This window comes from Superficieibacter sp. BNK-5 (assembly GCF_047456055.1).
GTDB lineage: Bacteria > Pseudomonadota > Gammaproteobacteria > Enterobacterales > Enterobacteriaceae > Superficieibacter.
The window spans coordinates 2,379,559-2,392,814 of sequence record NZ_CP179893.1 but is presented as its reverse complement, the minus strand read 5'-3'; the positions used below and the strand labels follow the sequence as shown (position 1 = coordinate 2,392,814).

Below are 13,256 nucleotides of genomic sequence, written 5' to 3'. Positions count from 1 at the left end.
AGTAAAAATTTATTGTCCGTCTTTACAAATCTTAGCGCTTATTCCACGGCCATCAGCCGACGATATTCATCCCATGCATACAAATCGGTCATCCCGCTGATATAGTCCTGAATCAGGCGACAGCGGTAATAATATTCCATCACCGGAAACTCGCTGGAATCGCGTGCGAGTTTATTAACGGCCTCCACATAGGCCAGCCGATGACGGGTCGAGAGTTTATTAAACAGCCGCGATTCAATCGGCAACCGGCGCAGGCGCTCTTTTTCCACCAGTTCGCTAAAATCGGTTAATGGTAATTGTAACAGCGGCTGGTAAATCTCCAGCAGGCCGCGAATAACGCGATAGCCCTGTAATTCCAGTTGTTCGACGTCAGGGTGGCTAAATACGTGCTGGACCGCGACGTTTTTATATAGCTCAAGCAGTTGGCTAAAGGCACTATCGTCCTCCAGCAGGGCGTGATTAAACTCGCCGTCAAAAATCTGCGGCAGATTTTCAATAAACCGCGAGGCGGCATAGGGCACCAGTTTGTTGAGCGTATTGACCCGCAAATACATAAAAAACTGATCTTCCGCGCTGCGACTCAGCGAATTAGAGCGCGATTTCTCCCACGCATTTTCGACCACCTGCGCAAACAGCGATCCTTTTTCATGCGCGCCCCAGGCGTCGTGCAAATGTTGATAAAGCTGTTCGACGGTGAAAATACGTTTTTCAACGGCGTCTTCCAGATCGGCAACGCAATAAGAGATATCGTCCGCCGCTTCCATAATCCACGTCAACGGGAAACGACTAAACGGAGCCAGCTCAAGCTCTTTGCGCAGTCGCTCAATATAGGCCTCTTCGGAAAGATAGTAGCCCGGCTTTTTCATCAGGTAATCGTGTGAGGGGGGAATATCATCTGCCCACCATGCCGGGCGGGTATATTTAAGAATGCACCCTACCTGCGCCCAGGTCAGATTCATACGCATCAGCGCCTGCACCAGGCGGATCCCCTGCGCGTTACCTTCAAAATGACAGAGATCCTGCCGCACTTTGCGACGCTGGTCGTTCAGCGCATCCTCGCCTTCGCGTAAACGGAGCGCGACCACCTGACAGCGATCGTTGCTCAGCGGCTGGCTGGCGGCGTCCGCAGGTGCCAGACGCTGACTGAACCAGTCGTTGATCGCCGCCTCGCCAAAATGCCCAAACGGCGGATTGCCAATATCATGCATCAGGCAGGCCATCTCGACGATGCTTTCAAAGGGTCCGGTCAGTTCATCGAGGCCATATGTCTCAAGCAGGCGCTGCTCTTTCAGACGGCTCAGCACCTCTTTGGCGATATAGCGCCCAACCTGCTGAACCTCCATCGAGTGTGTCAGCCGGGTGCGCACCGCTGCATTACGCTCCAGCGGAAAAACCTGCGTTTTCTGCTGCAAACGCCGGATGGCGGGAGAGTTGATAATACGCCCGCGATCGCTTTCAAAAATACGCAGGATCTCATGCTCCGTTTTCACCCCGGTGGGTGAACGGTAGCGGCGGTGCCAGTTAATTTTTCTGCGAAAATCGATGTGTGCCATATTCTCTCCCGCGCGAGAAATGCGCTTCCCCTTACCCGCATGATAGACTATGCCTTTAAACCTGACACATCGCGAGTAAATCAATGAAAATTGGCATTATTGGTGCAATGGAAGAAGAAGTTACGCTGCTGCGTGACAAAATCGTTAACCGCCAGACCCTGACGTCAGGCGGCTGCGAAATTTATACCGGTCAGCTCCACGGCACCGATGTTGCACTGCTGAAATCAGGTATCGGTAAAGTCGCTGCGGCGCTGGGCACCACCCTGCTGCTGGAGCACTGCAAACCTGACGTGATTATTAATACCGGCTCGGCGGGCGGCCTTGCCGCGACGCTGAAAGTGGGCGATATCGTGGTCTCTGACGAAGTACGCTATCACGATGCCGACGTCACCGCGTTTGGCTACGAGTACGGCCAGCTTCCGGGCTGCCCGGCGGGTTTTCAGGCCGATCAGAAGTTAATCGATGCCGCCGAAGACTGCATCGTTGAACTCAACCTCAACGCGGTTCGCGGCCTGGTCGTCAGCGGCGATGCCTTTATCAACGGCTCCGTCCCGCTGGCGAAAATTCGTCATCACTTCCCGCAGGCGGTTGCGGTTGAGATGGAAGCTACCGCGATTGCCCACGTTTGCCATAACTTCGGCACGCCGTTTGTGGTGGTGCGCGCCATCTCCGACGTGGCGGATCAGCAGTCCCACCTGAGCTTTGATGAATTCCTGGTGGTAGCGGCGAAGCAATCTACCCTGATGGTTGAAACCCTGGTGCAGAAACTGGCGCGTGGCTAACGTCCTGCTCAGAGCAGTAGCCCTGCTGTTGCTGGTTCCGGCGTGGCTTTTTGCCGCGCCGCGAGTGATCTCGCTCTCGCCTGCCAATACCGAACTGGCGTTTGCCGCCGGGATCGTGCCGGTCGGCGTCAGCAGCTATTCCGACTATCCCCCGGAGGCCGTCCGCATTGAGCAGGTTGCCACCTGGCAGGGGATGAATCTGGAGCGTATCGTCGCCCTCAAACCTGACGTGGTGCTGGCCTGGCGCGGTGGCAACGCTGAACGTCAGGTGAATCAGCTTACAACCCTCGGCATCCACGTGATGTGGGTAGAAAGTAACAGCATCGAACAAATCGCTGACGCGCTGCGCCAGTTAGCAGTCTGGAGTCCTGCGCCGGATAAAGCCCGTCAGGCGGCGAAGACGCTGCTTGATGACTACCAGACGCTCAAATCCTCCTATGCACAACGGCCCAAAAAACGGGTATTTCTCCAGTTTGGCATGACGCCGTTGTTTACCAGCAATAAGAATTCGATTCAGAACGAGGTGCTGGAAACCTGTGGCGGGGAAAATATTTTTGCTGACAGCCGCGTACCGTGGCCGCAGGTTAGCCGCGAGCAGGTACTGGCCCGCCAGCCACAGGTCATTATTACCACCGGTGATGCGGGCGTTATTCCGAAAATCAGCCAGTTCTGGCAAAACCAGCTTACTATCCCGGTAATTTCCCTGAACGGCGACTGGTTTGAGCGCGCAAGCCCGCGTATTATCCTCGCCGCAAAACAACTCTGCGACGCGCTCTCACAGGTAAAATAAGTATGCTGGTCTACTGGCTTGATATCATTGGCACTGCCGTCTTCGCTATCTCCGGCGTACTGCTGGCAGGAAAATTACGCATGGATCCGTTCGGCGTGCTGGTGCTGGGCGTGGTCACCGCCGTCGGCGGCGGGACGATCCGCGATATGGCGCTGGCTCACGGCCCGGTATTCTGGGTAAAAGATCCCACCGATCTGGTGGTGGCAATGGTCACCAGCATGCTGACGATCCTGCTGGTTCGTCAGCCCAGGCGTCTGCCGAAATGGATATTACCGGTGCTGGATGCCGTTGGTCTGGCGGTGTTTGTCGGTATTGGCGTCAACAAAGCCTTTCTTGCCGAAACTGGCCCGCTGATAGCGGTCTGTATGGGCGTGCTCACCGGCGTAGGCGGCGGAATTATTCGCGACGTGCTGGCCAGGGAAATCCCGATGATCTTACGCACCGAAATCTATGCTACGGCCTGCATTGCTGGCGGCATCGTTCACGCGACGGTGTTTTATACGTTCGGTGTACCGCTGGAAAGTGCAAGTATGATGGGGATGGTGGTCACGCTGGTCATTCGCCTGGCGGCGATCCGCTGGCATCTGAAACTGCCGACTTTTGCGCTGGATTAACCCGGCCGGGTAAGGTTTTGTTGAGGCGTAGTGCCCGGAATGGTTTACCGGGCACCGTAGTCCCATCGTCTTTGTCAGACGAGGTAGAAAAAATCAAACGCTGAACGACGATCCGCAGCCGCAGGTGCTTTTGGCATTCGGGTTGGTGACAATGAAGCGGGACCCTTCCAGCCCTTCGGTATAATCAACCGAACCGCCGACGAGGTACTGCAGGCTCATTGGATCAACCACCAGGCCCACGCCCTGTTTCTCAATGGTCATATCGCCATCATTGATTTGATCGTCAAAGGTAAAACCGTACTGAAAGCCGCTGCAACCACCGCCGGTGATATAGACGCGCAATTTCAGATTCGGGTTATCTTCATCGGCAATCAGGTTTTTTACTTTGCTGGCTGCTGCATCGGTAAATTGCAGGGGCAGCGCTACGTCATCACTCATTTTTTGCTCCCAACGACATTGCTAATTGGGCAAATATTAACCCAACCATGATGGGCATTATCTAATACCCTGGTAATTCATTCAAGTATTCTCGCCCACTGGCCGCACGGACTGCTCAGCTTCCTGCCTGGCCAGCGTCCGGGCAAGGATGGTGGAGTATAACGGTTTGCCGCCGACAAACTGGGCCAGTAGTGTTGCGCCAAGACAGGTAATAATCATTGGCAAAATGAGCTGGTAATTATCAGTCATCTCCAGCACCAGTACGGTTCCGGTTAACGGTGCACGCACCGAAGCGGCCAATAGCGCGCCCATTCCGGCAATCGCAAAAGTGCCCGCGTCCAGATGGTACGCCGGGAAAATACCGGCCGCCGTCATGCCGAACGCGGTGCCCAGTAGAGTGCCCAGCGCCAGCATCGGTGCAAAAATACCGCCGGGCGCGCCGGAACAAAAACACAACAGCGTGGTGACGACGCGGGTGATAAAAATCACCAGCAGCAAACCAACCGTGTAATGCCCCGCCAGCGCCAGCGGGATCAGAGAGAAGCCGCCGCCCGTCGCTTCTGGATCGATCAGGCCAATCAAGCCGCACATGCCGCCGATCAACCCGCCCAGCAATACCCATTTTTTGATATTGCCGCCGTGGACGCGCTGAAACAGATCCTGCATGCGCAATACCAGGGTATTGAACAGGGGACCAACAAGACCAAAAATCATTCCCAGAATTAAATACAGCCACAGGGTATTAACCGGCGCGTTGCTCAGTTTACCGACTTCAATGACCGCCCCCTCGCCGTTAAACAGGCGAAAGACGATGCTCGACATAATCACCCCGGTAAACACCGCTTTAATCGAGATCAGGCTATAGCGGAACTGCGGGCGCATTTCTTCCAGAATAAAAAGTATTCCGGCCAGCGGCGCATTGAATGCGGCGGAAAGCCCTGCCGCCGCCCCGGTCGCCAGCAACGTGTGACGCGCTTCGCCGCTGCGCAGACGAAAGATATCTAAGACCATTCGGCCAACGTTACCGCCGAGCTGCACGGTCGGCCCTTCGCGTCCCAGCACCATTCCCGCACCCAGCGTCCCCATTCCGCCGATAAATTTAACCGGCAACACCCGCCACCAGCGTACCGGGCGAAGTTCTTCCAGCGCGCCTTCAATTTCCGGGATCCCAGAGCCACCGGCTTCCGGCGCGAAACGGCGCACCAGAAAATAGCCCACCATTGCCAGCAGGGCTGACGAGACAAACGCCAGCGGCCAGATCCAAAAACCGTGGTGGGCGGTGTCGGCAAGCATCCCCACACGTAGCGCCTGCACGCCATCAACGGCTTTTTCAAAGCCCACGCCGACCAGCCCGGCCAGCGTACCGACCAGGGCCGCCAGCAGTAAAACGGCTAACGGCGTTTTGTCACGCCGTAATAGCCGACGGATCTGCCTGCCACGCCTTAAGCGGCCCACCTGCCGGTTTGTAAGAGAAGGAGTTTCAACATTCATCGTTAATCATTTATGGGTAAAAATGCATTCCGGAACGGCATTGTACCCGCCTGTTCTTTAAAAATCCCTCATAAAAAATGTTGTTTCAATTGGGCAAAACTTTCATAACGTTCCTGGAATACTTTAGAATGGAGTGGACTACTTTTTCGATAAACCAGGAACCACGCCATGAGCAATTCTGAAAACCTTTACAGCGCCGCGCGCCAGGTGATCCCTGGTGGCGTTAACTCCCCCGTTCGCGCCTTCACCGGCGTCGGCGGCACGCCGCTGTTCGTTGAACGTGCAGACGGTGCCTGGCTGTACGATGTCGATGGCAAAGCCTATGTCGACTATGTCGGCTCCTGGGGGCCGATGGTGCTGGGGCATAACCATCCGGCGATCCGTAACGCGGTGATTGAAGCCACGCAGCGCGGCTTAAGTTTCGGCGCACCGACCGCGATGGAAGTCAAAATGGCCGAACTGGTGACTGAACTGGTGCCGACGATGGACATGGTACGAATGGTAAACTCCGGTACCGAAGCAACGATGAGCGCCATCCGTCTGGCGCGTGGTTTTACGGGCCGCGATAAAATCATCAAGTTCGAGGGCTGTTATCACGGTCACGCGGATTGCCTGCTGGTGAAAGCAGGCTCCGGCGCGCTGACCCTCGGTCAGCCGAACTCACCGGGCGTTCCGGCGGATTTTGCTAAACATACCCTGACCTGTACCTATAACGATCTGGCTTCCGTGCGCGAGGCGTTCGAGCAGTATCCGCAGGATGTTGCCTGTATTATCGTCGAGCCAGTGGCGGGCAATATGAACTGTGTGCCACCGCTGCCGGAATTCCTGCCGGGCCTGCGTTCATTGTGCGATGAATTTGGCGCACTGCTGATTATTGATGAAGTGATGACCGGTTTCCGCGTTGCGCTGGCGGGCGCGCAGGCATACTACAATGTCGTACCTGACCTGACCTGCCTGGGCAAGATCATCGGCGGCGGAATGCCGGTGGGCGCGTTTGGCGGTCGTCGTGAAGTGATGGACGCGCTGGCTCCCACCGGACCTGTCTATCAGGCGGGCACCCTCTCCGGCAACCCGATTGCAATGGCCGCAGGCTATGCCTGTCTGAGCGAAGTGGCTAAGCCGGGCATTCATGAAACGCTGGAGGCGCTAACCACCCAGCTGGCCAGCGGCCTGCTGGACGCCGCGCAGGAAGCGGGTATTCCACTGGTGGTGAACCATGTCGGCGGGATGTTCGGTATTTTCTTCACCGAGTCAAACGCCGTTACCTGCTATCAGGATGTGGTGGCCTGTGACGTTGAGCGCTTTAAACGTTTCTTCCATCTGATGCTGGAAGAAGGCGTGTACCTGGCACCGTCAGCGTTTGAAGCGGGCTTTATGTCGGTTGCGCACAGCGAAGAGGATATTAATAACACCATCGACGCTGCGCGTCGGGTGTTTGCGAAGCTGTAACCCTGCATGCCCGGTGGCGCTGCGCTTACCGGGCCTACAACTGGATCACCTCAATGATTACCGGCTCTGCTTTCTCAACAGATAAACAAAATACGGTGCGCCGATAAAGGTCGACAGCAGCCCCGCCGGGATCTGGAACGGGAACATCACCATTCTGCCGCACCAGTCGGCAAACACCAGAATCAGCCCCCCTACCAGTGCCGACATGACGATATGCGGAATAGTGCGGCGGAACCCCATCATTCTGGCGATATGCGGAGCCATCAGGCCGATAAAACTCAGCGGTCCAATGGTCAACGTGGCGGTGGCGGTTAAGGCGGATGCCAGCAGCAACAGCGCGATACGCGACGGCGTCAGCGCCACGCCCACGGCGCGGGCGGTGTCGCCGCCCAGCGGCAGGATGGTGAGCCAGCGGCTGCACAGGGGCACCAGCGCCAGCAGGACGATCATCATCACCAGCGTCTGCACCGCCTGCCGTTCTGTGGCGTTATAGGTCGAGCCGGAAATCCACGTCAGGATCTGCGCCATGCGTGGATCGCCGCTTGCCTGTAACATCATCAGCAGCATGGTAAAAGCCGTGCTCAGCGCCATCCCGGCCAATAGCATCCGGTGCGGCGAGAAGCCACCGCGCCCGGCGGCAATCATAATGATCAGCAGCGTGCCCGCCGCCCCCAGGCTTCCGGCGGGCAGCAGCCAGCCAAAGGCGTTGCCCGGAACCAGGAACAGCATCAGCACGATGCCAAACGCCGCGCCGGAACTGATCCCCAGCACTTCCGGGCTGGCCATCGGGTTGCCGGTCAGACGCTGGATAATACAGCCCGCCACTGCCAGCAGGATCCCGGCGAACAGCGCCGCCAGAATGCGCGGCCAGCGCCACTGCATTAGCTCGCTGAGCATGTCGCCGCTGGCCCACTGCCAGCCCTGCGCATCACGACCAAAGGAGAGCGCCGCGAAAACGGCCAGCAGTAACACCATCAGCCCGATGATGGCATAGCGCAACACATGCTGACGTTCGGCGGAAATCGTATCCCCGGCGTTCATCGCTGGCGCGCTCATGCTGCGCAGCCGTGGCAGCAGCCACAGCAGGAGTGGCGCGCCGATTAGCGCCGTCACCGAGCCGGTGGAAACCTCCATCCACACCCGCGTCAGCCAGATGATGAGCTGGTCGGATAGCCAGAGGATCAGCGCCCCAATCAGCGGGGCCAGCAGCAGGCGGGAGAGCAGGCGACGCGCGCCGAGCATTTTTGCCAGCAGCGGCGCAAACAGGCCGATAAAACCAATAATGCCAACCGCGTTGACCAGTAAAGCGCTCAGGACGATAGCCAGCGTGAGCGCCGCCAGTCGCGCCAGCGACAGCGCCAGACCAAGATTACGCGCCACGCCGTCATCCAGCCCCATTAACGTCAACGGACGCAGCAGCAATAGGGTAAGCATCACGCCGCCAATCAGTTGCGGCCATAGCCGCTGGACAATGCTCCAGTCGGTCTGGGTGAGCGTGCCGGTGCTCCACAGAAACATGCTCTGAAGCTGATCGTGATGGAAAATAACCAGCAGCTGATTAATCGCCCCGCAGTACAGGCTGACCACCAGCCCCGCCAGGATCAGCGTGACCGGCGAAAGCCGTTTTCCCCACGCCACGCCAAACACCAGCGCGCCGACAATACAGGCCCCCGCCAGCGCGGCAAACTGTGATACCAGCACGCCGGGGATCGCCCACAGCGAGGTGATGGTCATCCCTAACTGCGCCCCGGTTGCCACACCGAGCGTCGTCGGCTCGGCCAGCGGGTTACGCAGCACCTGCTGAAACAGCACGCCGACCAGCCCCAGCCCCGCGCCTACCAGCAGCGAAATCGCCAGACGCGGCAGCAGGCTATAGTGGAACAGCATCTGCTCCACCACATCAATATTCGGTTGCCACAGCGCCTCACGCCACTGCGCGCGCGGCAGCGCCTGGGTGAAGTTAAATACCGTCAGCGCCAGCGCGCTAATAAACAGCAGAAGCAGCAGCGCGGCGGGTAATGGTGCAATCCGTTGTCTCATGACTTACCTCCCAGCGCGCGATCCAGCACGCGGGCGAAGTGCATTGCAGAGAGGGTCGCGCCGTAGAACCAGACTGCCGGCACGCGCTGAAAGCGCCCGCCACGTACAAACGGCATTGACTGCCACAGCGGCGTCGCAGCAAGTTGCTGCATCTCGGCGTCATTGCCGTGATCGAAGCACAATACATCGACATCGCGAAACGCGGCGAGGCGATCCACGCCAATCGGCGTGCTGCCCCAGAACGTTGATTCGCCATGCCAGGCGTTTTTAATGCCGTAACGATCGAGTACTTCCTGGAACAGACAGTTTTGCCCAAACACCAGCACGTGACGCACGTCCATCACCGTGATCATCAGCAAAGGACGATCGCCACGCCGGGCGAAGCGCGGAATGAAGGAGTCAATAAAACTATCGAAATCAGCAAGATGTTTTTCCGCTTCGGCTTCCCGATCAATAAGCTGCGCCATCTCCACCAAAGAGCCACGCGCTTTGGTCAGCGGTTTTTTGCCGTCGCTGAAAGTGAATCCCCTGCCCGGCGCAATTTTCGCCAGTTGCGCGTCCGACGGGCCGTAGCCCGCCGACCACACGAGGAAGGAGGGTTTCATCTGCGCCAGCAGTTCAAGGTTTGGCTCAGTACGCAATCCCACGTCGATGACGGAAGACGGTAAGGAAGGATCGTTCACCCACAAATTGTAGTTTTGCACGTCCGCCACGCCGTAAGGCATCACGCCCAGCGCCAGCAGAAACTCCACCGGCAGCCACTCCAGCGCCACAATACGATGCGGATCGTATGAGGCCGCGCGGGCCTTGCCCATCTGCCACATCAGCGGTGAGAGCGCCATCGCTGTCAGCAAACGCCGACGCGTCATTGAAGTCATCATCGCCATCAGTAAACAAAGCTCACCGGGGCTGCGCCTGCCGGATGCGGCAGGATCCCCATCGGGATGCCGTAAATCTGCTCCAGCGTTTCGCTGCGCATCAGCGTTTCCGGCGTGCCCTGAGCAATCATCTCGCCGCCACGCAGGGCAACCAGATAATCGCAGTAGCGGGCGGCCATGTTGATATCATGCAGTACGGCAATCACCGTTAACCCGCGCTGCTGGCTCAGACGATGGACCAGTGCCAGCACGTCGACCTGATGGGCGATATCCAGCGCGGAGGTTGGCTCGTCAAGCAGCAGGCAGCGGCTGTCCTGCGCCACCAGCATGGCGATCCACGCCCGCTGCCGCTCGCCGCCGGAAAGGCTATCCACCAGCCGGTGCGCCAGCGGTTTCAATCCTACCAGCGCAATCGCTTCTTCGACTTTCTCTCTGTCGGCCACGCCAAATCGTCCCAATGCGCCGTGCCACGGATAGCGACCAATCGCCACCAGCTCGCGGACCGTCATCCCCTCCGCCTGCGGCAGTTGCTGTGGCAGATACGCCACCTTGCGGGCAAACGCTTTGCTGTTCCAGCTCATTAGCGGCTGATCATCAAGCAGAATATCCCCTTCTGACGGCGGCTGATGGCGTCCGAGCATTTTAAGCAGCGTGGATTTACCGGAGCCGTTGTGGCCGATCAGTCCGGTCACTTTTCCCACCGGGAACGTCATCGACAGCGGATGCAGCAGCGTGCGCCCCGGCACACGGAAGGTGACATCGGAAAGCGCGAACGTGGTATCGGGTTGGGTGATTTTTTCCTGCATGTTGGCCAACTTGAAAATGAAAAGGGCACGCCGAAACGTGCCCTGAAAGAGAATTAGAAGCGGAAAGTCGCGGTGGCAACCACCTGACGCTCTGCGCCCCAGAAACAGCCGTAAGTCTGGAAGCAGCTGGCGACATATTCACGATCCAGCACGTTGTTGACGTTAATCGCCACGCTGGAACCCGCCATGCCGAAGCGACCCAGATCGTATTTCACCACCGCATCCATCACGGCAGCGCTGCCGACTTTGAACGTATTGGCCGGATCGCCATAGCTGGAGCCGATAAAGCGACCGCCAGTACCCAACGTCAGGCCGGAAAGCGCCCCTTCGTTGAAAGTATAATCGCCCCACAGCGACGCCATATGCTTAGGCACCTGCTCCGGGGTATGGCCTTTCAGCGAGGTATCTTTGGTATATTCCGCATCGGTATAGGTATAAGACGCGGTCATATTAATATTGGCATTCAGCGCCGCTTTCGCTTCCAGCTCCACACCCCGTGCGCGAATTTCACCGGCCGGAACTTGTCCCAGCGGATTATTCGGATCGGCAGTCAGGTTGTTGGTTTTGGTCAGCTGATACAGCGCACCGGTAACGACGACCGGCATGTCTTTCGGTACGTATTTCACGCCCGCTTCATACTGCTCGCCTTTTGACGGCTCGTAAGAAACACGCGGCACACTCCACAGATCGAAGGCGCTCGGCTCAAACGACTGGCTGTAGCTGAAGTACGGCGTGATGCCGTTATCAAACAGGTAGTTAATCCCGCCGCGCCAGGTGAACTGATGGTCATTACGCTCAATATAACCTTCGGTCGGCGTATAGGAGTTCTGACGTACCGTGGTCGCCTGCTGAGACCAGTCGTAGCGACCGCCAAGCGTCAGCACCCACTTATCCCACTCCGCCTGATCCTGCACGTAAATCCCGGTCTGCTTGCTTTCATTCATCTGGTACGGTTCGGTACCGCCGAAAGCAAAATATTGCGGGCTGTAATCGTTATAAAGATCGATGGACGGCGCGCTGCCGAAGGTGGCGTCGATATCATTACGCATGCGCATGAAATCTACCCCGGTCAACAATGTGTGATCGACCGCGCCGGTGGCGAATTTGCTTTCCAGCTGGGTATCGACGCTGAAGTTTTGCAGACGCTCATCATCCACCACCGTCCCGCGGTTCAGAGTATGACCATCCGCCGCGATCCCGGTGCCGTAGACGCTTTTCTGCGAGGTTTTCATTTCAGCGAAACGCAGGTTCTGCCGCACGGTAAAGGTATCGTCAAAGCCGTGTTCGAAGCTGTAACCCACCATTTTCTCGTTACGGGAATAGGTGTTGTTCGACGCGCCTTCGTTAAAATCGGTCGGTAAACGTTTTCCATTAGGGAGTGGCTCAACCGTTCCTTCCTTGGGCAGCCAGCCGTAATAACCAGTTTCCGGCTCGTTCTGGAAATAAGACAGGAAGGTAAAATTCGTTTTGTCATCCGGACGCCATGAGAACGACGGCGCGATGGCATAACGCTGTGATTCCGAGCTTTGCTGCTGCCCATTGGCCGAATGGGCCACCCCGGTCAGGCGGTAAGAGTACACGCCATCATCATCCAGCGCATCGCTGAAATCAAAGCCGGTCTGGAACAAACTGTCCGTTCCTACCTGGAACTGCACTTCTTTCAGCGGCTCAGTGGTCGGGCGTTTGCTGACCATCGAGATAATACCGCCAGGATTGCTTTTACCATAAAGTACGGAGGTCGGTCCGCGCATCAGTTCAACGCGTTCAAGCATGTACGGGTCGATCACCGCATCGTTATAGAAGTTGCCCTGCAACTTCAGGCCGTCCAGGTAGTTATTCTGGTTCAGGCCAACCGAGGAAAAGCCACGGATGATCACGAAGTCATAGGTGTTGGATGCGCCACGGCTGCTGACCGTCACGCCAGGCGTATAGCCCAGCGCTTCTTTCACCGACTGGAACTGGTGCATTTCCATCTCTTCGCTGGTCACGACAGAAACGGACTGCGGCGTTTTTTCGATCGGCGTATCCGTTTTGGTGGTCGTGGCGGAGCGCTTCGCGGCAATGGTCGGAGCCGGCCCCCACGCGCTTTCCTGCGCGGCAGGCGCTGCGGTTACGGTAATGGTTTCTTCTTTTTTCGGTTCAACCGCCGCCTGTGCATAAACAGACATGCCGCTAACCGCTGTGGCTACTACAACTGCGATTTTACGCAGCGAGGAGTTTGGCTGAGCAGTTTTATGACGCGCCATTGGTATATCTCTGATGGAAAGTGAATGATAACGTAAACGAGAATTATTATTATGACGGCAGCATAATATTCGAAACGTTGAACGCATAGCAAGCGATATGCGCCCCTGCTAAAACTAAGGGGATAATAAATAACCAGATGAGTGGTGTGGCTAACGGATGCGCCTGTAA

At 57.3% G+C, this 13,256-nt stretch carries 11 protein-coding genes; 4 read left to right on the top strand and 7 right to left on the bottom strand.

Annotated elements, in window-relative coordinates:
• Positions 1–38 precede the first annotated feature (38 nt).
• Entirely contained in the window at positions 39–1,553 is a 1,515-nt protein-coding gene (gene dgt / locus ACMGGS_RS11425) for a dGTPase (protein WP_414166145.1), read from the bottom strand.
• Between the two features lie 83 nt (positions 1,554–1,636).
• Here dgt and mtnN point away from each other — a divergent pair, with 83 nt between their 5' ends.
• The 3 genes from mtnN to ACMGGS_RS11410 are packed head-to-tail and all read left to right on the top strand — an operon-like array spanning position 1,637 to position 3,739.
• Complete coding sequence (mtnN, locus tag ACMGGS_RS11420) at positions 1,637–2,335, top strand: 5'-methylthioadenosine/S-adenosylhomocysteine nucleosidase (protein ID WP_414166144.1); 699 nt, start codon at positions 1,637–1,639, stop codon at positions 2,333–2,335.
• On the top strand, positions 2,328–3,125 hold the full coding sequence (gene btuF / locus ACMGGS_RS11415; protein WP_414166143.1) for a vitamin B12 ABC transporter substrate-binding protein BtuF: 798 nt from the start codon (positions 2,328–2,330) through the stop codon (positions 3,123–3,125). Before mtnN ends, btuF begins: the two co-directional genes overlap by 8 nt.
• A gap of 2 nt (positions 3,126–3,127) precedes the next feature.
• The gene (locus ACMGGS_RS11410; RefSeq protein WP_414166142.1) at positions 3,128–3,739 is read left to right on the top strand and encodes a TRIC cation channel family protein; all 612 of its coding nucleotides are present in this window, start codon (positions 3,128–3,130) and stop codon (positions 3,737–3,739) included.
• A gap of 93 nt (positions 3,740–3,832) precedes the next feature.
• Here the strand turns inward: ACMGGS_RS11410 and erpA are convergent, their stop codons facing one another.
• The gene (erpA, locus tag ACMGGS_RS11405) at positions 3,833–4,177 is read right to left on the bottom strand and encodes an iron-sulfur cluster insertion protein ErpA (RefSeq protein WP_097162931.1); all 345 of its coding nucleotides are present in this window, start codon (positions 4,175–4,177) and stop codon (positions 3,833–3,835) included.
• An 81-nt stretch (positions 4,178–4,258) separates the two neighbouring features.
• Positions 4,259–5,668, bottom strand: a complete 1,410-nt coding sequence (clcA, locus tag ACMGGS_RS11400) for a H(+)/Cl(-) exchange transporter ClcA (protein ID WP_414166141.1) — start codon at positions 5,666–5,668, stop codon at positions 4,259–4,261.
• Positions 5,669–5,836: 168 nt separating this feature from the next.
• Between clcA and hemL the strand changes: the two genes are divergently transcribed.
• Positions 5,837–7,117, top strand: coding sequence for a glutamate-1-semialdehyde 2,1-aminomutase (gene hemL / locus ACMGGS_RS11395; RefSeq protein WP_414166140.1), 1,281 nt, complete (start codon positions 5,837–5,839; stop codon positions 7,115–7,117).
• Between the two features lie 57 nt (positions 7,118–7,174).
• Here the strand turns inward: hemL and fhuB are convergent, their stop codons facing one another.
• Genes fhuB through fhuA form a run of 4 tightly spaced genes read right to left on the bottom strand, consistent with a single transcriptional unit; the run spans position 7,175 to position 13,087 of the window.
• On the bottom strand, positions 7,175–9,157 hold the full coding sequence (gene fhuB / locus ACMGGS_RS11390) for a Fe(3+)-hydroxamate ABC transporter permease FhuB (protein WP_414166139.1): 1,983 nt from the start codon (positions 9,155–9,157) through the stop codon (positions 7,175–7,177).
• Entirely contained in the window at positions 9,154–10,035 is an 882-nt protein-coding gene (gene fhuD / locus ACMGGS_RS11385; RefSeq protein WP_414166252.1) for a Fe(3+)-hydroxamate ABC transporter substrate-binding protein FhuD, read from the bottom strand. The genes fhuB and fhuD overlap by 4 nt, the downstream gene beginning before the upstream one ends.
• Before the next feature lie 8 nt (positions 10,036–10,043).
• Positions 10,044–10,841: a Fe3+-hydroxamate ABC transporter ATP-binding protein FhuC gene (gene fhuC, locus ACMGGS_RS11380; protein WP_414166138.1), complete on the bottom strand. Its 798-nt coding sequence runs from the start codon at positions 10,839–10,841 to the stop codon at positions 10,044–10,046.
• Between the two features lie 53 nt (positions 10,842–10,894).
• On the bottom strand, positions 10,895–13,087 hold the full coding sequence (gene fhuA, locus ACMGGS_RS11375; protein WP_414166137.1) for a ferrichrome porin FhuA: 2,193 nt from the start codon (positions 13,085–13,087) through the stop codon (positions 10,895–10,897).
• Positions 13,088–13,256 lie beyond the last annotated feature (169 nt).